General features: G+C 57.6%; 18 protein-coding genes. 10 read left to right on the forward strand and 8 right to left on the reverse strand.

Annotated features, from left to right (window positions below):
* Nucleotides 1-39: 39 nt before the first annotated feature.
* Together J0X12_RS12225 and J0X12_RS12230 are read right to left on the reverse strand one after the other, a co-directional pair.
* Nucleotides 40-1,617, reverse strand: coding sequence for a TRAP transporter large permease (locus tag J0X12_RS12225; protein ID WP_207046144.1), 1,578 nt, complete (start codon nt 1,615-1,617; stop codon nt 40-42).
* Nucleotides 1,614-2,132, reverse strand: coding sequence for a TRAP transporter small permease subunit (locus tag J0X12_RS12230; protein ID WP_207046146.1), 519 nt, complete (start codon nt 2,130-2,132; stop codon nt 1,614-1,616). Before J0X12_RS12230 ends, J0X12_RS12225 begins: the two co-directional genes overlap by 4 nt.
* 554 nt (nt 2,133-2,686) lie before the next feature.
* Between J0X12_RS12230 and J0X12_RS12235 the strand changes: the two genes are divergently transcribed.
* The 3 genes from J0X12_RS12235 (at nt 2,687) to J0X12_RS12245 (ending at nt 7,503) form a co-directional block, all read left to right on the forward strand.
* Entirely contained in the window at nt 2,687-3,778 is a 1,092-nt protein-coding gene (locus tag J0X12_RS12235; protein ID WP_207046148.1) for a TRAP transporter substrate-binding protein, read from the forward strand.
* A gap of 64 nt (nt 3,779-3,842) precedes the next feature.
* On the forward strand, nt 3,843-4,838 hold the full coding sequence (locus tag J0X12_RS12240) for a TRAP transporter small permease subunit (RefSeq protein WP_207046150.1): 996 nt from the start codon (nt 3,843-3,845) through the stop codon (nt 4,836-4,838).
* Nucleotides 4,839-4,848: 10 nt separating this feature from the next.
* Nucleotides 4,849-7,503: a TRAP transporter large permease subunit gene (locus J0X12_RS12245; RefSeq protein ID WP_207046152.1), complete on the forward strand. Its 2,655-nt coding sequence runs from the start codon at nt 4,849-4,851 to the stop codon at nt 7,501-7,503.
* 103 nt (nt 7,504-7,606) lie between these two features.
* Here J0X12_RS12245 and J0X12_RS12250 read toward each other — a convergent pair whose 3' ends face one another.
* Together J0X12_RS12250 and J0X12_RS12255 are read right to left on the reverse strand one after the other, a co-directional pair.
* Entirely contained in the window at nt 7,607-8,326 is a 720-nt protein-coding gene (locus J0X12_RS12250; protein WP_207046154.1) for an arginyltransferase, read from the reverse strand.
* Nucleotides 8,327-8,417: 91 nt separating this feature from the next.
* The gene (locus tag J0X12_RS12255; protein ID WP_207046157.1) at nt 8,418-10,277 is read right to left on the reverse strand and encodes an SLC13 family permease; all 1,860 of its coding nucleotides are present in this window, start codon (nt 10,275-10,277) and stop codon (nt 8,418-8,420) included.
* A 150-nt stretch (nt 10,278-10,427) separates the two neighbouring features.
* On the opposite strand from J0X12_RS12255, the gene J0X12_RS12260 reads away from it, so the two are divergent.
* Entirely contained in the window at nt 10,428-11,690 is a 1,263-nt protein-coding gene (locus J0X12_RS12260) for an NAD(P)/FAD-dependent oxidoreductase (protein WP_207046159.1), read from the forward strand.
* Here the strand turns inward: J0X12_RS12260 and J0X12_RS12265 are convergent.
* Nucleotides 11,685-12,197 (reverse strand): RDD family protein, encoded by a 513-nt coding sequence (locus J0X12_RS12265; RefSeq protein WP_207046160.1) that lies wholly within the window; start codon nt 12,195-12,197, stop codon nt 11,685-11,687. The genes J0X12_RS12260 and J0X12_RS12265 overlap by 6 nt on opposite strands.
* Before the next feature lie 131 nt (nt 12,198-12,328).
* Between J0X12_RS12265 and J0X12_RS12270 the strand changes: the two genes are divergently transcribed.
* Nucleotides 12,329-13,531 (forward strand): MFS transporter, encoded by a 1,203-nt coding sequence (locus tag J0X12_RS12270; protein ID WP_207046162.1) that lies wholly within the window; start codon nt 12,329-12,331, stop codon nt 13,529-13,531.
* 12 nt (nt 13,532-13,543) lie between these two features.
* Nucleotides 13,544-14,317 carry a class I SAM-dependent methyltransferase gene (locus J0X12_RS12275; protein WP_207046164.1) on the forward strand — a complete coding sequence of 258 codons (774 nt, stop codon included), beginning with the start codon at nt 13,544-13,546 and terminating at the stop codon, nt 14,315-14,317.
* 1 nt (nt 14,318) lies between these two features.
* On the opposite strand, the gene motB is transcribed toward J0X12_RS12275, so the two are convergent.
* On the reverse strand, nt 14,319-15,212 hold the full coding sequence (gene motB, locus J0X12_RS12280; RefSeq protein WP_207046166.1) for a flagellar motor protein MotB: 894 nt from the start codon (nt 15,210-15,212) through the stop codon (nt 14,319-14,321).
* Nucleotides 15,213-15,241: 29 nt separating this feature from the next.
* Complete coding sequence (gene motA / locus J0X12_RS12285; RefSeq protein WP_207046168.1) at nt 15,242-16,099, reverse strand: flagellar motor stator protein MotA; 858 nt, start codon at nt 16,097-16,099, stop codon at nt 15,242-15,244.
* Nucleotides 16,100-16,347: 248 nt separating this feature from the next.
* Between motA and J0X12_RS12290 the strand changes: the two genes are divergently transcribed.
* The gene (locus tag J0X12_RS12290) at nt 16,348-16,821 is read left to right on the forward strand and encodes a flavin reductase family protein (protein WP_207046170.1); all 474 of its coding nucleotides are present in this window, start codon (nt 16,348-16,350) and stop codon (nt 16,819-16,821) included.
* A 105-nt stretch (nt 16,822-16,926) separates the two neighbouring features.
* Nucleotides 16,927-17,805 carry an NAD(P)-dependent oxidoreductase gene (locus J0X12_RS12295; RefSeq protein WP_207046172.1) on the forward strand — a complete coding sequence of 293 codons (879 nt, stop codon included), beginning with the start codon at nt 16,927-16,929 and terminating at the stop codon, nt 17,803-17,805.
* Nucleotides 17,806-17,813: 8 nt separating this feature from the next.
* Here J0X12_RS12295 and J0X12_RS12300 read toward each other — a convergent pair whose 3' ends face one another.
* On the reverse strand, nt 17,814-18,212 hold the full coding sequence (locus tag J0X12_RS12300) for a CAP domain-containing protein (RefSeq protein ID WP_207046173.1): 399 nt from the start codon (nt 18,210-18,212) through the stop codon (nt 17,814-17,816).
* A gap of 81 nt (nt 18,213-18,293) precedes the next feature.
* Between J0X12_RS12300 and J0X12_RS12305 the strand changes: the two genes are divergently transcribed.
* Nucleotides 18,294-19,451, forward strand: a complete 1,158-nt coding sequence (locus J0X12_RS12305; RefSeq protein WP_207046175.1) for a trans-sulfuration enzyme family protein — start codon at nt 18,294-18,296, stop codon at nt 19,449-19,451.
* Nucleotides 19,451-20,197 (forward strand): SDR family oxidoreductase, encoded by a 747-nt coding sequence (locus J0X12_RS12310; RefSeq protein ID WP_207046177.1) that lies wholly within the window; start codon nt 19,451-19,453, stop codon nt 20,195-20,197. The genes J0X12_RS12305 and J0X12_RS12310 overlap by 1 nt, the downstream gene beginning before the upstream one ends.
* The last annotated feature ends 5 nt before the right edge of the window (nt 20,198-20,202 follow it).

Raw genomic sequence — 20,202 nt, forward strand, 5'->3', positions numbered from 1 at the left:
GGGCAGGCGGGGCGCAGACGATGCGTTCCGCCTGTTTCCCTAGTAGCTCGCGCCGCTGATAAAGTGCGGCAGCCAGGTCGCGAGTGCCGGAATGGCCGCTAGCAGGCCAAGCGCCACCAGCTGCAGAAAGACGAATGGGATCACCCCCCGGTAGATAACACCCGTCGTTACCTCGGGCGGGGCCACTCCGCGCAGGTAGAATAGGGCAAAGCCGAAAGGCGGGGTCAGGAAGGAAGTCTGCAGGTTGAGCGCGATCATGATGCCAAGCCAGATCGGGCTGATATCCATGAGCAGCAGCACCGGCGCGACGACCGGGACAACGACGAAGGTGATCTCGACGAAATCGAGAAAAAAGCCCAGCACGAAGATAATCCCCATCACGACGAGAAGCGCCCCGAACTGCCCGCCCGGAAGGTCGCTGAGCAGCCGGTAGACGAGTTCATCCCCGCCCAGTCCGCGAAAGACAAGACTGAAAATAGTCGCCCCGATCAGGATGACGAAAACCATGGCTGTCATCTCCATGGTCGATTGGCATACCTCCCTCAGGATTTGGCCGCGATAGAGCCGGAGAAGGGCAAGCGCAAGGCCGGCCACCACAATCGCGAGAAGAAGAAAGGCAAGGATCGAGTTGGGGCCGACTCCCTCTGCGGCAATACCTTTGAGATCCGTGATATTGGCGAGAACTAACAGCAGCACAACGCTTCCCCCCGCAGTGTAGAGCAGCCAGGTTGCCGGGCCGTCTTCCCTCAGCGCTGCCAGCAGAAGGGCGCCGACGGCTCCAACGGAGGCAGCTTCGGTTGGGGTGGCGATACCGAGCAGGATCGAGCCCAGCACGGCAACGATCAGGATGACCGGCGGCAACAGCGAACGAAGCAGGCCGGGGATCAGGGAGCTATCCGCCGCTGTTCCGTCCTCTTCCAGAACTGCCGGCGAACTTTCCGGATTAAAGAAGGCGACAAGGATCTGGTACGAAATATAAAGGCCGACAAGAATCAGGCCCGGAATCAGTGCCCCGGCGAACAGGTCGCCGACCGAGACCGGCTCCGGCGACCAGTTGCCTTTCAGGGACTGCGCGGCGAGATAGGCGTTGGAAATCTGTTCCGCCAGGATGATCAGCACGATGGAGGGCGGGATAATCTGGCCAAGGGTGCCGGCCGCGCAGATCGACCCGGCGGCAAGACGCGGATCATATCCCTTTTTCAGCATAATCGGCAGCGACATCAGCCCCATGGTGACAACGGCCGCGCCAACGATCCCGGTGGAGGCGGCAAGCAAGGCCCCGACGATAAACACCGAAATCCCGAGGCCGCCACGCAAGCTTCCGAACAGGCGGCCCATAGCGCCGAGTAGCTCCTCCGCCACCCGCGATTTTTCGAGCATGATCCCCATGAAAATGAACAGCGGCACGGCAAGCAGTGTCTCGTTCCACATGGCGACGCCGAAGATGCGCGACGGGATTGCCCCGAGCAGGGACAGGTCAAACACCCCCAGCAGCCAACCGATGCCCGCCATGAAAAGAGCGCTACCCGCGAGGGTGAACGCCACGGGATAACCCGCCATCAGGCTGAAAATTGTAACCGCAAAAAGGGCGAGGGCGAGATAGTCGGCGATGGTCATGGCCGTTCCTCCCGCGACAGGATCTCTGTGATCGCGCGGCAGGCGATGGCCAGCCCTTGAAGGATCATGAGGACCGGAAAGACCAGAAGGAGGGATTTCAGAAGAAAGAGAAACGGCAGGCCGGAGCTTTCACGCGAGCCTTCGACAATGGTCCAGGATCCGGCGACATAGTTCCAGCTCAGGAAAAGGATTACGAGACAGACCGGGAACAACAGAAACAGGGTTCCTACAAGATCGATGGCCGCCTTGCCGGTTTGGCCGAGATTACCATATAGGAAATCGATGCGGACATGGCCACCGCGGCGCAATGTATCGGCAGCCCCGAGCATAAAGAGAAGGGAGAAGCTGTAGATAACGCTTTCCTGCAGCGCAACAGGACCGACACCAAAAACATAGCGGGCGAGGACGAGGCTGAACTGGACCAGCACCATGAAGAGCGCGAGCCAGGAAAGATATTTCCCGATGACGGCGCTCAGTGAATCAAGTAATCCGGCAAATGAGGTGAGGCGGGTCACGCAAATGTCTTCCAAATCACAGGGTCTTCGCCCTGTCTACCAGAACTAACGGCGTTATAGGCGAGCCGTCTGGATTTGGCAACCATAGGGAATATTGACCTGAGGGTAAGGCGATATCCACGCCAGATTCGAGGAAATTGCTCCGGATTTGCCGGAATTTGCCTTAAGCCTCGATAACTCAAGCCTTTTTCTAAACTCCATTCAAGAAATGGTGAAGATAATTTTATCTGCCCCGGATAAAATGAGTAAAACTTAAATATATTTAATAAAAACAATTGTTTAAAAGTGTGTATTAAATCAGCTTGATAGAAGACAGCAGTAATATGCGTTTTTTTTAATATGAAAATTTGCCTTGTATTTGGCATATCTTCCTGCAAAATGCGATCAACAGGGAGAATTCGCGAAATCTAGATAACCGGCACATGATGCCGGACAGATAAGAAATCTGCGCAAAAAGCAGTTCAACGAAATCCCGCGAAAAATCTGTTACATGATTGCTATTTTTGAAGGGCGGTTTGTCCCGTCATTCAGTTTTAAAATGGGAGGAACATTTTATGGAACGACGCAAGTTTTTAACAGGCGCTGCGCTTGCTGGTGCAGGGGTTGCTGCTGCACCGTTTGCGGCTCCGGCCATTGCCCAGGAACGCCGGGAGATGACGGTCGTCTCTACCTGGCCACGGGACTTTCCCGGGCTCGGCATCAGTGCCCAGCGTCTTTGTGCACGGATCACTGAAGTCAGTGAAGGCCGTATCACGGTAAACTATTTCGCCGCGGGTGAACGCGTTGGTGCATTTGACTCGTTCGACGAAGTTGCTTCCGGTAATGCGCAGGCCTACATCGGCGCTGACTACTACTGGAAAGGCAAGCATCCGGGCTTCGCTTATTTCACCTCCGTGCCGCTTGGCATGACCACGGTGGAATGGAACGCCTGGATCAAGTTCAAGGGCGGTCAGGATCTCTGGGACGAAATGTCCGGTGAATTCGGGCTGAAAGCACTGCCTTGCGGCGCAACCGGTACCCAGATGGGTGGTTGGTTCAACAAGGAAGTGAATTCCGCTGAAGATTTCAAGGGCCTCAAGTTCCGTATGCCGGGTCTCGGCGGCGACGTTATTGCCAAGCTCGGCGCGTCGGTTGTTTCGCTTCCTGGTGGTCAGATTTATGAAAACCTTGTTTCCGGCGCTATTGATGCTACGGAATGGGTTGGTCCTTACAACGACTACTTCCTGAAGTTCTACGAAGCCGCCAAATATTACTACTATCCGGGTATGCATGAGCCGGGTGGGGGACTTGCCTTCGGCATGAACAAATCCTGGTGGGAAAGCCTCACGAAATGGGAGCAGGCACTTATCACGACTTGCTGCATGGAAGAACATGCCGCACAGTATGAAGAAGCTCAGGCCCTCAACGGTCAGTATCTGCAGAAGATGATCACGGAAAACGGCGTTGTCCTCAAAGAATTCAATGATGACGTGTATGACGCCTTTGCCGAAGCCGCTCTCGCGGTTTTTGAAGAAACACGTGCCCATAGTGCACTTGCGGCGAAGATCGACGAGTCTTTCCAGGCCAACCTCCGGGAAATCGGTGGCTATCAGAAGATCGCGGAAGTCGCCTTCTCCAACCAGCGGAACCGTGTGCTGGGAATTTAAATAGCATGAGTTGCAAGGCAGGGGCGGGACAAACATCTCGCCCCTTCCACTATGGGAGGCGCTTATGACGATGGCGGGAGATGTCTATGCATCTAACCGTGGACTGCAATATTCGGTTCGGGTTTTCGGTTGGTGTATGTTGATTGGGGTGCCAATCTATTTTCTCAACAACTATTTTATTTTCGTTCAGGGTTGGCCTGGCATCGAACCGATATTTGCCGGGGGTGAAGTTACTGTCGATTCCTGGATACAGCTCGGTCTCTATTTACTCGGGCTTGTTTTTGCCATAGCGCTGGTCCGCAAGAACGCCTCGCGAACCTTGCGAGACGAGGCGGCGAGGATCACGCGGTTCAATACCTATCTGGTTCGAGCGGCGTTCTGGGCAGTATTCCTTGTCGGACTAGTCGATATGTCCCTGTCCTTTCTCCGGATTGAAGGGATACTTCCCTATATCGTGGGTGATCAGCTGAATGCCGATCTGGGACGCGTGCATTTCCGCGGTCCTTATGTCCATATCCCGCTGATTATTCTATCGCTTCTGATCGCGCTTCGATCCCGCACATTGGGCTTCCAGTGGCTGGCACTTTTGGTTGTCTTTGCCGAACTCGCGATTGTTTTCTCACGCTTCATCTTTTCTTACGAACAGGCGTTCATGGGGGATCTTGTCCGGTTCTGGTACGCGGCACTGTTCCTGTTCGCCAGTGCCTACACCCTCGTAGAGGAGGGGCATGTGCGCGTCGATGTTTTCTATGCCGGCTTTACCAACAAGACCAAGGGCTTCGTCAATGCGATCGGAACCCTGCTGATGGGCATTACCCTGTGCTGGACCATCCTGTTTGTCGGCATGGGCAGCAAGGCGTCCATCATCTACAGCCCGCTCGCCAATTTCGAGGTGAGCCAGTCCGGTTTCGGCATGCATGTAAAATATCTTATGGCCGGATTTCTTGCCGTGTTCGCGGTGACCATGCTGATCCAGTTTGTCAGCTACCTGATGGAGGCGGTAGCCGATTATCTGGAACAACCGGGTCATCAGGATCATGAAGCGTCACTGACGGGATAGAGTTTAAATCATGGAACTAGTCTTTCTTGCTCTACTTATCTTCCTGATGGCTCTGGCCCTCGGGTCCGGCTACCCGGTTGCCTTTGCGTTACCCGGGTCGGCCATTGTTACCGTCGCCCTTGCCGCCATTGTCGGCTATGCGGCCACCGGAAATCCGGATGCCTATTTTTCTCATGGCGGTCCCTGGCAATGGCTGAGTGCCGGTGTGACCAACCTGCGCGGGGTTTATTGGGAGGTTGAGCGGGATACGCTGATCGCCATTCCGCTGTTCATCTTCATGGGCATTATGCTGCAGCGCTCCAAAATCGCCGAAGATCTGCTGGTGACCATGGCGCAGCTGTTTGGCCCGGTGCCGGGTGGTCTTGGTATTTCTGTTGTCTTCGTTGGCGCGCTTCTGGCAGCAACGACCGGCATTGTCGGCGCAACCGTGGTGGCGATGGGACTGATCTCCTTGCCGGCGATGCTGCGCAACAATTACTCCAAATCCCTCGCGACGGGGACGATCGCGGCCTCGGGCACGCTCGGGCAGATTATCCCGCCGTCAATTGTTCTCATCATCCTCGCTGACCAGCTGGCCAGTGCAGTGGATCAGGCGGGAACGGCGCGCAAGGCCCTCTATAAGTCCGCGACGGGGGAGCTCTCCATGCCGTCCTCGTTCGATGTGGTGTCTACCAGCGCCGGTGAAATGTTCCTCGGCGCGTTTGTGCCGGGCCTGTTGCTTGTTGCCATCTACATGCTGTTCATCCTGATCTATGCCCTGATCAACCCGAAAGTTGCGCCCGCCGTTCATGGCGGAACATTCGACCGGGCTTTTTTCGGCAAGCTCGCATTGGCGCTTTTCCCGCCGCTTGGACTGATCTTCCTCGTCCTGGGGTCGATCCTGGCTGGTATTGCAACGGTAAACCAGGCCGGCGCCATCGGCGCGGTCGGTGCGATCATGATGGCCGGATACCGCCTGAAGGACGGGAGCAGGGGGGCCTATACGCCCGTGCTCCTCGGCCTCGCTTCACTCGTTCTCATTCTTGGCGTGTTGCTGATATTCCATCCCAACATCAAGTCCATTGAGACAACCAAGGATGCGATCGGCATTGCGCTTGGCGTTATCGGGACCGTGGGTCTTGTCATTGCCATCGGCTGGAGCAGCCTGCGCGCCTTCAAGATTGAAAACACTCTGCAGGAAGTGATGATAGAGACGGCCAAGACAACCTCTCTCGTGTTCATCATCCTGCTTGGCGCGGCGATGTTAACGGCGGCCTTCCGTGCGTTTGGCGGTGAGGAACTCGTCCGTGACTTCCTCAACAGTATGCCGGGCGGATTCTGGTCGAAATTCATCATCGTGATGGCGGTTATTTTTGTTCTCGGCTTCTTCCTCGACTTTATCGAGATTGCCGTGGTTGTCGTCCCGATCGTGGCACCGATTCTGCTGGCCGATCCCTCGGCGAATATTACCGCGGTCTGGCTCGGCGTAATGATTGGTCTGAACATCCAGACGTCGTTCCTGACACCACCGTTTGGTTTCGCGCTCTTCTATCTGCGGGGCGTGGCGCCGGCCATCGTCAAGACAGTGGATATGTACAAGGGCGTGATCGCCTTCATTTCGCTGCAGCTGATCGCCCTGGCAATTGTCGGTCTTTATCCGCAGCTGGTTAACTATCTGCCAAACCGTTCCTCGCTGACATCGGAGACGGCGCCACCGCCACGGAACCCGCGCCTGAATTATTGTGTCGATCGGTATATTTCCGATCAGTTCACGACGAATGGTGCCACAATCAATGCCGCGATTGCGGAAGCTCGGCAGCTTAATCTCGATTATCTGCCCAAGCGGTTGAAGTCCAATCTTGAAAAGAGTTTTGAGGCCGCGACTGAGGCGCCGGAACTGATGGCGCAGGCCTGGCAAGCTGATGCCGTCATCAATGAAAATGTTGGGGCATATCTGCCGATCCAGCAGAGTGTCCGTAATATCGAGTCCGAAATTGCAGACGTGGATCTGGAGATCAAGGACCTCAAAACCGATATCGGCCGGATGTATTCTGAAGATCAGGCAGATGCCAAGAAGAAGTTGCAGGATCTGGTCGCCGGGCTTGAAGCAGAACGCAAGGAGCTTGTCGCTGAAATTCCGTCCGACTGGAAAGAGACCTACGGCGCGTTCAAGAAACTGCTGAAAGAGGAAGCACTTCTCCGCAGCAAGTTCGGTCGGGCAGCCGGAGACGCCTACAAACCTGTTGCGGAAACAGTCGCCCTTCTTGAAAGCAATGACGCCTACATGGACCTGAAGGCGGGTATTATGCAGATCAAGAATGACCTTGCCGGCGCGGACGCGGATAAGCTGGTCGCTGAAATTGAGGAACTGAGCAGCCGTGTCAGCGATGTGGAAGGTGCATCCGATATAGCCTCGGGCCTGTCAAAGGTCCGGCGCAGCCTGAAGTCCAATACACCGGACTTCGAAAAGGCGACCGAGGAAATGGATAAGGTCGTTGCGGATTACGAGGAGCAGATTGACTGGCGGAACCAGGCCGGAACCAATCTCCTGCCCACTCTGGTTAAGTATGAACAGGCGATCCGCAGCACCATGGGACTTCGGGAACAACGCAAGCTGGATAAAGAACAGGCTCTCTTTGTCGCCAGTTGCCAGTCCGGCCATCGGAACGTGTCCCATTACTTCTAATGCCTTATACGGCAATCCGGTGAAATAGTCCGGCGGCGGCGGGTTACATAATCCGCCGCTTTTTTTTTGGTTTCGGAAAAGCTGTGGGGCGGACGCGCGGGCGCTACTTGGGCAGCAGTTGCCAGCCGTCGCGGGTCAGGATCTCGGATGGATAGAAGCGCTTCTTATAGGCCATCTTCGGGCTCTGGTCGATCCAGTAACCAAGATAGACATAGGACAGGTTCTGCCGCTCGGATTCGGCAATATGCCAAAGGATAAGATAGCTGCCCGGGCTGCGATGGTCTTCATCCGGATCAAAGAAGCTGTAGACAAGCGACAGGCCGTCCTCCATCTCGTCGATCAGGCAAACCGCGAACAGGCTGCCGTCGGGCTTTCTGAATTCCGACAGCCTTGAGCGAACCGGGCTTTCCTCGACCATCGCCTGATAATCGGAATAATCCATATCCACCATGCCCCCCTCCGAATGGCGGGAGGTCAGATAGCGGTGGAAAAGGTCAAAATGTTCGCGCGTCGCTTCAGAGGGAAGAATGCGCGCGGTGATGTCTGCATTCGTCTTCCAGATCCGGCGGAAGGATTTTTTAAGCGGAAACCCCTGAGCGCGGACCCGGATGGGAATACAGGCGTCGCACCCGTCACAGGCGGGCCGGTAGGCGAGATCCTGGCTGCGCCGGAACCCGGCATGGCTGAGCGTGTTGTGCAGGCCGTCCGGATCGTCACCGGCAAGCAGGGTCACTACCTTGCGTTCCAGCCGATCATCGAGATAGGGGCAGGGTGCCGGTGGGGTCGAGAAGAAAAATCGCGAGGGAATTTCAACGCGCTTCATCTTGCCATATGTCTCGTTTTTTTTCCCATAGAGTAAAGGTAACGCGAATTCGCGACTTCGCAAATAGGGCGATGAAATAAATGTCGTGAATCTACATTAAACCATAATAAAATGGCGCGAAAAGCGAGAATATGATCCAAAGTAGCAACACAAGCGGCGCGCCAGCCTTGAAAAAATCGGCAAATTTATAGTGCCCCGGACCCATCACGAGAAGATTCGTTTGATAGCCCATTGGCGTGGCGAAGGAACAGTTGGCGGCAAAGATAACAGCGAAGACAAAGATCATCGGATCAACGCCAAGTTCGCGCGCAATACTGATCCCGATGGGCGTGAACAGGACCGCCGTCGCGTTGTTGCTGAGAATATTGGTAAAGATCGCCACCAGCAGGAAAAAGGCGGAGAGAATCACTGGCGGTCCGGCGCCCACCATGACCGAGAGAACCCCATGCGCAAGATAGCTGGCGCCGCCGGTCGCCTGCATCGCCGCCCCGAGGCCGAGAGCCGCGCCGATGAGCAGCAGGATACGGCGGTCAATGGCCCGACTCGCCTGATAGATATTGAGGCAGCCGCTCGCCACCATCGCCACCGCCCCGCAGACGGCGGCCACAACAATGGGCAGCAGGCCGGTTGCGGCGCATACAACGACGGCGCCGAATATAAACCGGGCGCGCCAGGCAAGCGCCGTCGCCGGCAGTTCGCGGGCGGACCATTCCAGCAGCAACACATCCGGATTATTGCGTAGCCGCATGATGTCCGACCGGTTTCCAAGGATGAGCAGGACGTCCCCGGCCTCGAGCCGGATATCCGTCATCCGGCTGGTCCGGATCATGCGGGATCGCCGCTGGATCCCGATCACCACGCAGCGGGTGCGATAGTGGAAACTGATCTGATACAGCGCCCGGCCGATCATGCGCGACGCCGGGGCCACAACGGCCTCGGCCAATGTCTGGTCCTGCGCGGCACCGCCAAGTTCTGCGCTGGCCTCCGCCGTCGGGCTGTCCGGTTCCAGGAAGCCCTGCAATATCTGCGGGTTGTCGGAAAAAGCCTCGGTGATGGATTTGCGTGTTCCGGCAAATACTACCGCATCGGCGGGCTTCAGCGTGATGCCGTCAAACGGCGGCAGCAGGACATGCTCGCCGCGCTGAATGAACCGGATGGTGATGTTGCGCAGGCTCGGGAACTGACCGGCGACGGCTTCCTCTCCAACCAGCGGGCTGTCCGGCGCAACCTCCATCTGGACAATGAACTGCTTGCCGGAGATATCGATTACCTCCCCTTTCATCGACGTCCGGTCGGGCAGGATGCGGGGGATCACGATCAGGGCATAGACAAGCCCGAAGAGGGCGAGCACGGCGCCCGGCACGGTAAAGTCGAAAAACCCGATTTCGGGCTGCCCCGCCTGCGCGGCCGCGGCCATCACCAGAAGATTGGTCGAGGAGCCGATCAGCGTGGTCATGCCACCGAGAATCGACGCGTAGCTCAAGGGAATCATCAATGTCGAGGTGGAGCGATGCAGCCGCTCGGCAAGCGCGGTCATCAACGGGATAAAGATAACAACGACCGGTGTGTTGTTCATAAAGGCGCTAATGACCAGCACTGTCGCCAAGACCACGGCGATGGCGAGAATGGGGTGATGACGGCGCAGCGCGACAAGGCGGCGGATCGGCTGCTCCAGAGCGCCGGTGCGAACGATCCCCTGTCCGACCACCAGCAGCGAGAGGACCGTAATCAGTGCCGGATCGGCGATGCCGGCCAGAATCTGGGTGGGGGTCAGCAGATCATTGCCCGCCTGATCCAGCAGCGGATAAAAATGAAACAGCAGTAACAGGGCGGCGATCACCCCGATGGAGGACATTTCCAGCTCGATCTGCTCATTCGCAAAGGCGAAGATCGCAACGGCAATTAGGGCGAAAACCGCCCAGATGTGAAAAACTGATCCAACTATTTCCATGGGCCGCAAAAATTTCCTTGCTGTTTTAGCGCGTCGGAGTAAAAGCGTCGCGTTGGCAATATACCGACACCTCCATCATGAGGATAGTCTCTGATCTTGCAAGCCTGTTATTATCGCCGAATGGCCATAAACCGTTGAAGAAAAACCAAGATGAACGTCTCCTATTATGACGCCTCGGCGATAGCGCGTGCCGAGTATCCGCAGCTGAAAGGCGAGCGGAAAGCGGATGTCTGTATTGTCGGCGCTGGTTATACCGGGCTCTGCACGGCGCTGGACCTGGCGGAGGCAGGCTTTTCTGTCACCCTGCTTGAGGCGAAACGCATCGGGTTCGGGGCATCCGGCCGGAATGGCGGCCAGATTGCCACCGGCTACTCCCCCGGGATGATCGATACGGAAGAACTTGTGGGTCGGGAAGACGCCGCGCGGCTCTGGAAATTCTCCGCCGAGGCGATCCGGCTGCTGAAAGACCGTATAGCCCGCCATGATATCGACTGCGACCTGAAAGAGGGGGAGCTCTACGCGGCGGTCAAGCCACGCCATCGTGATTGGCTGCTGGATGAACTCGCGCATTGCGAAAAAGCCTATGGCTACAGCAATTACAGCTGGATCGACGAGCCCGACCTTGGCGAGTTGCTCGCCACGGAGCGGTTTTGCGGGGCGCTTTATGATTCTGAGGGCGGGCATCTGCATCCGCTGAATTACGCGCTGGGGCTGGGGCGTGCGGCGCAGGAAGCCGGGGTCACGATATTCGAAAATTCCGCTGTTCTCGAAATTACCGAGGGGCTTGCGCCGCTGGTCAGAACCGAGAAGGGGACGGTACAGGCCCGTCATGTGGTCCTGGCCGGCAATGCCTATCTCGCGGACCTGGACAGGACCCTGGCGGCGAAGATTATCCCGGTCGATGCCTGCATCATCGCGACGGAGCCGCTCGGGCAGGCGCGGGCGCGATCCTTGATGAATACGGAAGCCTGCGTGTCCGATACGAATTTCAATCTCGATTATTTCCGTATGTCAGCGGACCACCGCCTGCTGTATGGCGGGCAGGACAGGCTGATCGGTCACCGGAAGATGGCGGACGAGGCTTTGCGCGAGAATATGCTTGTCACCTTCCCGCAGCTGGAGGATGTCAAGATCGACTATGCCTGGGGTGGCAAGGTCGCGGTAACCCGCAATTTCCTGCCCGATGTGGGGCGCAAGGGAGGGAACGTCTATTACGCACAAGGTTATTCAGGGCAGGGCGTGCCGCTTTCGGCAATTGTCGGGCGCCTGCTGAGTGAGGCCATTCGCGGGGACGCCAGCCGCTTTGACGTGTTTGCCCGCATTCCGCACAAGCCCTTTCCGGGCGGGACGGCGCTTCGCGTGCCACTTCTGTCCATCGCCCGGTTATATTATGAACTCAAGGATGCGTTATGAGTGGATCGGCACGCGCCGGATCATCGTATCGACCAGATAGTCATGGAGCAGCCGGCCCCGCGGGTTGAACAGCGAGACCAGCAGGATCAATGACGAGGTGGCGGCAAGGGTGAAGTAGAACAGCGCGGCATGAATAAGGGCGATCAGATAGTCCGGTGCGTCCCCGTTCATCCGCTCCATGCGGACGTTCATAAACCGCATGCCGAATGTGGCACTCCCGGGACCACCAACGAGCAGGGTATGATAGGCGAGGGGGATAGCCGTCAGGATCAGCACAAGTAGCGGCGTCAGCACACCAAAGGTAATCACCCCGATCAGCGTCGCAGCAAAGGTGGCCGCGATCGAAATGACGGCAATGCAGAGCACGTCAATCGCATAGGCGAAGATTCGGCGCAGGCGAATTGACTCAAAATCATCGGGATTGAAGGTCCCGTTAGCGGCCCTTGTTTCGTGCTGGTCTCCTTTCAGAGGTGAGAGCTCGATTAGGGGTCCGTCGGTGTTTTTCATGTCGGGCGAAATCCTCTCGCTAAGACAACAATTGGTATCGTATTTATTTTTTAAATGGTACTTGTTGGTTGAAATACAATGATCCATTGCTGTTTCCGGGCGCGGCAGAATGGCACGGAAAAGGAAGCATCATGCAGTCACGTCCCATCCTCGTCCTTATTCTGGCTGGCGGATTGATCAGCCTGATCGCCATGGGGTCGCGCGCGGCCTTTGGCCTTTTTCTGGAACCTGTCTCGTCGGAATTCGGCTGGGGTCGGGAAGTGTTCGGCCTTTCCCTCGCGATCCAGAATATCGTCTGGGGATTGTCCCAGCCCTTCGCCTCCGCCATCGCGGATAAATACGGATCCGGCCGGACGCTGTTGGTGTCTGGTATTGTCTATGCGGCGGGCCTTTTCCTGATGTCGCAGACGGGCAGCGCGACCGAGCTGCACCTCTCTGCCGGATTGATGATCGGCCTTGGCCTTTCTGGGACTGGATTCGGTGTTGTCATCGGCTCTGTTGGCCGCGCAGTGCCGGAGGAAAAACGCTCCATGGCGCTCGGGATCGTTGGCGCGTCGGGCAGCCTTGGCCAGTTTCTAATGGTCCCGCTCGGGCAGGCATTCCTGTCCGGTTACGGCTGGTCGATGGCGCTGGTACTGATCGGCTGCTGCGCGTTGTTGATGATCCCGGCCGCTGCCTGGGTGACGGGTCGGGCGGAAGATAGCGCGGCCGCCGGTGCCGCGAACCTCACGGCGGCCATCCGCGAAGCGGCGTACAATGGCAGCTACTGGCTGCTGTTCTTCGGGTTCTTCGTGTGCGGTTTTCATGTCACCTTCGTCGCCGTGCATCTGCCCGCCTATATCGTGGACATGAATGTGGCGCCGGAATATGGCGCGATTGCCCTGTCCGTGGTCGGGCTGTTTAACGTGATCGGGTCGCTGGCGTCCGGATATCTCGGCGGGAAATACTCGAAGAAGTATCTCCTTAGCACGCTTTATTTCCTGCGTGCGGCCCTGTTTGTCGCCTTTATCCTCGTGCCGATCAGCCCGCTGACGATCCTCATTTTTGCCGGCGCGCTCGGTCTTTTATGGCTGTCGACGGTGCCGCTGACCTCCGGGCTGGTGGCGGTGATGTTCGGGCCGAAATATATGACGACCCTGTTCGGCTTCGTCTTCTTCGGCCACCAGATCGGCGCGTTTCTCGGAGCCTGGATCGGCGGTGTCGCCTATGACATGTACGGGTCCTACGATATTGTCTGGTGGATGAGTGTCGCGCTCGGCATTGTCTCCGGCATCCTGCACTGGCCGATCCGCGAGCGCATGCTTGTCCGACCGGCCCAGGCGGTCGGCGGCTGACGAGTAGGCAGGATGAATTTTCTAAAGAAGGAACTCTCCCCGGTCTTTGCCGCACTCGCCATTCAGGCGGTGATTTTCGGCGGTCTTTCCCTGTTGCGACCGGTGATCGCGGAGGCGATCGACATGCCGGTTCCGCTGCTCTGGCTGGCGCTGACGCAGGGGTTGATTGCCGGGATCGTCACACGGGGTTTCGGCTTTTCCATCCCCTGGGTGATCGGCCAACTGGTCGCACCGCCGCTGTTGCTGTTCGCGCTCGTCCTCGACCTGCCAAGCTGGATTTTCCCGGTTATCCTGTTGCTGCTGATCCTGGTGTTCTGGAATGTGGCCGTGGGCCGGGTGCCGCTGTTCCTGACCAACCGCACGACCTCTGTGGCGATCCTGAAGCTGCTGCCGAAAAAGAAGGGGGTGCAGATGGCCGATCTGGGCAGTGGCCTTGGCGGGACGCTCCGTCACCTTGCGAAACACCGACCGGATGCCCGGTTTACCGGCCTTGAAACGGCACCGATTCCCTTCGCGCTGTCCTGGCTGCTTGGTCGGCTAAGCGGCGCGAACAATCTGGCCTTCCGTTTTCAGGATATTTTCAGGGCGGATCTCGGTGCGTTCGACGTGGTTTATTGCTTTCTCTCGCCGGTCCCGATGCCGGAGCTGTTCAAAAAGGCCAAGGCGGAGATGAAACCCGGCAGCCTGTTCATCAGCAACAGCTTCGAGGTGGCGGGCCATAAACCGCACAAAATTGTCGAGGTTGACGACCGGCGACGGACGAAGCTTCTGGTCTGGAGGATGTAGCTTATTTAAGATTGGGGGGCAGGACGGGCGTTTCCCGAAGCAGGATTATACTGATCCGGCGGTTCCCGGGGTTCGATGGATCATCGGAAATCAACGGATCCGTATCCGCCCGGCCCGCAACTTTTTCAATCCGGTCCGGGGCGAGCCCGGCATCCAACAGGGCGCGGCGGCTGGCATTGGCACGATCAGAGGACAGTTCCCAGTTCGTGTAGTCGCCGCCATTGAAGGACGAACTGTCCGTATGGCCGCTGATGGACAAGCTGTTGGGCAGTTCCTCAATCGATTTGACGATCATCCCGACCAGCGCCCGGATGCGCGGGGTGATTTTGGCGCTGCCGCTTTCAAACATGCTTTCGTTAAACTGGTCGACGATCTGGATGCGCAGGCCTTCTGGCGTCATGTCGATGATCACGTGATCCTTGAGGCCGGAGAGCTCGGGGTCCTTGTTGATTGCCTGGCGAATCTGTTCGCGGGCCTGTTCAAAGCTGGCTTCCTCAATCTTCGCCAGCTTTTCAAGGAGTTCCGCTTCCTCCATTTCCCGTGTTTTCTTGGCGTCCTTGGTTTCACCCTTGCTGCCGTTCTCCGGCGGGCTGATGCTGGAAACGACGGAGGGAACACCAAGGTCGGAAACTCGCGAGCCTTCCGTCTGCATGCTGGTCCCACCAAGCATGCCGCCGGCTCCGGATTGGCTGATGCTGGCGGTTGTCGGCGCGAAATAGTCGGAGAGCCCCTCTTTTTGCTCGGTTGTCGTCACGTTGAGAAGCCAGAGCAACAGGAAGAACGCCATCATCGCCGTCACGAAGTCGGCATAGGCAACCTTCCAGGCACCGCCATGGGCGCCGTGGCCGCCTTTCTTGACTTTCTTGACGATAATCGGGGCGAGATCATCCGCCATGGGACACCCTTACACTGTCAGGAAACATATCAGATGGTCGGCGCTTCATTGCAGGCTTCTTCCAGTTCGATGAAGGAAGGACGTTCATGGTTATAGAGAGTCTTGCGGGCGAACTCGACCGACACGGCCGGGGCATAACCCTGCAAATGGGCGAGCAATCCCTGCTTGATGCATTCGAAATACTTTCCGTCCGCGTCCGAGAACTGCTCGAGATTCTTGCCCATGGGCGAAAAGAGTCCGTAGGCCACGAAAATACCGAAGAAAGTACCGACAAGTGCCGCGGCAATCAGGCCACCCAGCACTTCCGGCGGCTCGGCAATGGAGCCCATGGTCACGATCACGCCGAGAACGGCGGCAACAATACCGAAGGCCGGCAGGGCTTCGCCAAGTGCGGTCACCGCGCCGGAAATGGCATGTCCCTCGTTATGGTGGGTCTCGATATCCTGGTCCATCAGGGCTTCAAGCTCATGCGGATTTTCGGTCCCCATGGTCATCAGCCGGAGATAGTCGCAGACAAAGTCCACTGCATGGTGATTTTTCGAAAAGCTCGGGAAATGCTGGAACAGCTCACTTTCGTGAGGGTTCTCGATATGCGGTTCCAGTGCGATCATCCCCTTGGACTTGGAAAGCTTGAACAGGGCGTACAGCAGCGTGAGCAGCTCTGTATAGGCTTTCTTGTCATAGGGGGCGCCTTTCATCAGCTTGCCGAACGACTTGAGGAATCCGAAGATCACCCATTTCGGGTTGGCCTGCAGGAAGGCGCCGGCCGCTGCCCCCAGAATAATCAGGAATTCAAGCGGTTGGAACAGCACGGCAAAACTGCCGTGCGGCGCATAACCACCGGCGACGGAGCCGAATGTCACAACGATACCAATAATCCAAAACATTCTTACACAGAGGTCCTTACACGATGGCTTCCAAGGATTGAGGGCCTGATTTTGCCCCGAAAATGGTTAATAAACCGTGAGTAATTTTAGGAAGTTTTTAAAGATAGCTCTGTTTGGACAAAGAGTTGGTCGATATTCGCAACTTGCGAGACAATATAAGAAAATGGGTGATTTTGGCGGGCATTTATGGGAAAGTGCCGCCAATTGCCGAGAGAGCGCGTAAATTAGCATACAGGTACCAGATGCTCATGAGCTTTGACGCCAGAGAATTTAGAAATGCATTGGGTTGCTTCGCCACAGGAATTACGGTTGTTACCTCGCGAAGCGCGACGGGGGAACCGCTCGGCGTAACGGTAAACTCCTTCAGTTCCGTGTCCCTCGATCCGCCGCTGGTTCTGTTCAGCCTGGCCCATATCGGGGGGCATTGTCAGGAGTTTCTCGCCAGCGGGAAGTTTGCCGTAAACATCCTTTCGCGGGAGCAGCGCCATCTGTCCGATCGCTTCGCCATGACCCGCGACAACCGGTTTGAGGGGATCGATCATGACCTTGGCGAAAACGGCAGCCCGGTTTTCGGGAATAGCCTCGCTGTCTTCGAGTGTGAGACCTACGCGGTACATGAGGCCGGGGACCATGCGGTTTTCATTTGCCGTGTCACGAATGTCGCTATGGCGGAAAAGGAAGAGGCGCTCCTCTTTCACAAGGGTCAGTACCACACTCTCTGAGGCGCTAAATTCCATCAGTTGAAAAATTCCCTGCCGGGTCTTTCAACCTTGGCCGGGACCCGCTACAACTTGATCAGAACAATCTTGATCAGGAGATGGGTGGTTATGGGAGAGAAAGCAGCATTTATCGGGCTGGGCGTTATGGGGTATCCGATGGCGGGCTTCCTGCAGAAGGCCGGCTACGAGACAACCGTTTATAACCGCACCGGCGCCAAGGCGGAAAAATGGGTGGCCGAGTATGGGGGTGCCCATGCGGCGACGCCGGCCAAGGCCGCCGAGGGAGCGGATTTCGTTATGGTCTGCGTCGGCAATGACGACGACCTGCGCAGCGTCGTACTGGGCGAGAACGGCATTCTCGCCACCATGAAGGCGGGATCGATCTTCGTCGATCACACAACCGCGTCCGCGGAAGTCGCGCGGGAACTTGCGGCGGTCGCAAAGGAAAAAGGCGTGGGTTTCGTGGATGCACCGGTTTCCGGTGGCCAGGCAGGCGCGGAAAACGGTGTACTGACCGTCATGTGCGGTGGCGCGCAAGCGGATTTCGACCGTGCCAGCAAACCGATCGACGCCTATGCGCGGGCCTGCATGCTCATGGGGGATGTCGGCGCCGGGCAGCTCACCAAGATGGTCAACCAGATCTGTATCGCGGGTGTTGTTCAGGGGCTGTCGGAGGGAATCCATTTTGCCGAACAGGCCGGGCTTGACGCGGAAAAGGTGATCGAGGTGATTTCCAAGGGCGCAGCGCAGAGCTGGCAGATGGAAAACCGCTACAAGACGATGATCGCCAATAAGTTCGATTACGGCTTTGCCGTCGACTGGATGCGCAAGGATCTCGGGATCTGTCTCAAGACTGGCGATCAGATTGGCGCGAGCCTGCCGAATACCGCTCTGGTCGATCAGTATTATGCCGATGTCCAGAATATGGGTGGCAACCGGTGGGATACGTCGAGCCTGATAACGCGCCTTCGCAAACTGAAAAAATAGGCTTGGCGTCAGAGCGGCGCCGCGAGGGTGAGGGACCAGAAACGCGTGACCTCCGGCGCCTCGGGCTGGGCCGGCGAAATGCCGAGACCGACTTCCGTGACCTGGGCATTAAGGATGTTGGCGCGGTGCGGCGGACTGTCCATCCACATTTGCACGACGCCGGCCGCATCCACTGCACCGAGGGCGACATTCTCGGCCGCAGCGGTGAATTTGTATCCTGTCGCCAGTATGCGCTGATCAAAGGTCGATCCGCCCGCGCCGGAATGTGATAGCGCTTGTTTTCGGTCCATGAATTCAGCATGCTGCTGGGCGGTTAGCATCAGCTTGTCGTTCGGGGAGAGGGCGGGCAAGTCGACTTTCTCGCGCTCGGCATTCAGGCAGTCGATGACATCTGTTATCAGGCTCATGAAATGCTCCGATATGATTGAAATTGAAACATCGATAGTACTGGAACGCGCCGACCGGCGATTTTGTGAGGAATTTCCGCGATGACGGATAAAAATAAAGCGATTACCCCGGAAACCATGCTGGCACAGGCGCTCGGCGCGCTTGATCCCGCCTATAGAAGCGTGATTCCCGGCATTTACCCCGGCACGACCTATGAACGCGAGGCCGATGGCAGCTATCCAACGGGCCGGGTTTACAGCCGTGACCACAACCCTAACTATGAACAGCCGGAAGAGCTTCTGAGAACATTGGAAGGCGGCGCGAAGGCCCTGCTTTTTTCGTCGGGCATGTCGGCAGCGCTCGCTGTGGTACAGGCGCTCCGCCCGGGCGATCACATGATCGCGCCCAAGGTAATGTACTGGAGCTTTCGCAACTGGCTGCTGACCGTGGGGAAGGAATGGGGGCTGGAGATTTCCTTCGTGCCGAATGGCGATATCGCTGCGCTGGAGGCGGCGGTCATCCCCGGTAAGACCAAGCTGCTCTGGCTTGAAACCCCGGCCAACCCGACCTGGGTCGTGGATGACATTGCCGAATGGGCGCGGGTCGCGAAGGAGGCAGGGGCGCATCTTGCCGTCGATAACACGGTCGCGACACCGCTGCTGACCAATCCGCTCAAGCTGGGCGCGGATATCGTCATGCATTCGGCGACGAAGTACCTCAATGGCCATACGGACGTGCTGGCTGGCGCGCTGATCACCGCCAAAGAAGACGACTTCTGGGCGCGTGTGCGGGTCAACCGGAACGCTGGCGGGGCAATTCCGGGCCCGTTCGAGGCCTGGCTCCTCCTGCGCGGCATGCGAACCCTGCATCTCCGGGTCGCGCGCGCGTCCGAGAATGCGATGGCGATCGCCCGGCATTTTGACGGCGCAAAAGGCATTCGTGCCGTGCTTTATCCGGGTCTCGAATCGCATGAAGGGCATAAGATCGCGGCGCGGCAGATGACCGGTGGCTTTGGCGGCATGATGAGCCTTTGTATCGACGGCGGCGCAGAGGCAGCGATGGCTGTCGCGGCGCGCCTTAAGCTGTTCAAGCGGGCGACGTCCCTCGGAGGGATTGAAAGCCTTGTCGAGCATCGCGCCAGCATCGAGGGGGAGGGCACACCCTGTCCGCCCGATCTATTGCGACTTTCCATCGGCATTGAAAGCGCCGACGATCTGATCAATGATATCGATCAGGCTTTGGAAGGGAGAAAAAGCTAATGGAGCATTCTGTTATTGTAACCGGCGGCAGCCGGGGGATTGGCCGAGCCATCGCCCTTGGCGCGGCGACGGCGGGCTATCAGGTCTGTGTGAATTATGCCCACAACGCGAAAGCGGCGGAGGAGGTTGTGTCGGCGATCGAGACGGCAGGCGGCAAGGCCATTGCCGTGCAGGCCGATATGACCAAAGAGGCGGATATCCTGCGGATGTTCACCGCCGTGGATAGCGAGCTTGCCCCACTCACAGCGCTGGTCAATAACGCCGGTATCGTTGATAAGGCGTCAAAAGTTGACGGCATGAGCCTCGACCGGCTGGAACGCATGTTCACCACCAATATCACCGGACCGTTCCTGTGTGCACGGGAGGCGATCAAGCGTATGTCCACAGCCCATGGCGGCAAGGGTGGGGGGATCGTCAATATTTCCTCCGTTGCCGCGAAGACGGGCGCGCCGAATGAATATGTCGATTACGCGGCCTCAAAAGGCGCCATTGATGCGATGACCATCGGCCTTGCAAAAGAAGTCGCCGCGGAAGGCATTCGCGTCAATGCGGTGCGCCCCGGCATCATCTATACGGATATCCATGCAAGTGGAGGCCAGCCGGACCGGGTTGACCGGTTCAAGTCCGTGGTGCCGATGTTGCGCGGTGGCCAGCCGGAGGAAATTGCCGACGCTACCCTCTGGCTTCTCTCGGACCATGCCTCCTACGTTACGGGGGCGCTTCTGGATGTCTCCGGTGGTCGATAGGCCGC

The sequence above is a fragment of the Sneathiella sedimenti genome (assembly GCF_017313765.1).
In the GTDB taxonomy this organism is placed as follows: domain Bacteria; phylum Pseudomonadota; class Alphaproteobacteria; order Sneathiellales; family Sneathiellaceae; genus Sneathiella; species Sneathiella sedimenti.

Coding starts and splice junctions, on each gene's coding strand:
- J0X12_RS12225 (WP_207046144.1), bottom strand. CDS start 1,617: ATGACCATCGCCGACTATCTCGCCCTCGCCCTTTTTGCGGTTACAATT.
- J0X12_RS12235 (WP_207046148.1), top strand. CDS start 2,687: ATGGAACGACGCAAGTTTTTAACAGGCGCTGCGCTTGCTGGTGCAGGG.
- J0X12_RS12240 (WP_207046150.1), top strand. CDS start 3,843: ATGACGATGGCGGGAGATGTCTATGCATCTAACCGTGGACTGCAATAT.
- J0X12_RS12245 (WP_207046152.1), top strand. CDS start 4,849: ATGGAACTAGTCTTTCTTGCTCTACTTATCTTCCTGATGGCTCTGGCC.
- J0X12_RS12250 (WP_207046154.1), bottom strand. CDS start 8,326: ATGAAGCGCGTTGAAATTCCCTCGCGATTTTTCTTCTCGACCCCACCG.
- J0X12_RS12255 (WP_207046157.1), bottom strand. CDS start 10,277: ATGGAAATAGTTGGATCAGTTTTTCACATCTGGGCGGTTTTCGCCCTA.
- J0X12_RS12260 (WP_207046159.1), top strand. CDS start 10,428: ATGAACGTCTCCTATTATGACGCCTCGGCGATAGCGCGTGCCGAGTAT.
- J0X12_RS12265 (WP_207046160.1), bottom strand. CDS start 12,197: ATGAAAAACACCGACGGACCCCTAATCGAGCTCTCACCTCTGAAAGGA.
- J0X12_RS12270 (WP_207046162.1), top strand. CDS start 12,329: ATGCAGTCACGTCCCATCCTCGTCCTTATTCTGGCTGGCGGATTGATC.
- J0X12_RS12275 (WP_207046164.1), top strand. CDS start 13,544: ATGAATTTTCTAAAGAAGGAACTCTCCCCGGTCTTTGCCGCACTCGCC.
- motB (WP_207046166.1), bottom strand. CDS start 15,212: ATGGCGGATGATCTCGCCCCGATTATCGTCAAGAAAGTCAAGAAAGGC.
- motA (WP_207046168.1), bottom strand. CDS start 16,099: ATGTTTTGGATTATTGGTATCGTTGTGACATTCGGCTCCGTCGCCGGT.
- J0X12_RS12290 (WP_207046170.1), top strand. CDS start 16,348: ATGAGCTTTGACGCCAGAGAATTTAGAAATGCATTGGGTTGCTTCGCC.
- J0X12_RS12295 (WP_207046172.1), top strand. CDS start 16,927: ATGGGAGAGAAAGCAGCATTTATCGGGCTGGGCGTTATGGGGTATCCG.
- J0X12_RS12300 (WP_207046173.1), bottom strand. CDS start 18,212: ATGAGCCTGATAACAGATGTCATCGACTGCCTGAATGCCGAGCGCGAG.
- J0X12_RS12305 (WP_207046175.1), top strand. CDS start 18,294: ATGACGGATAAAAATAAAGCGATTACCCCGGAAACCATGCTGGCACAG.
- J0X12_RS12310 (WP_207046177.1), top strand. CDS start 19,451: ATGGAGCATTCTGTTATTGTAACCGGCGGCAGCCGGGGGATTGGCCGA.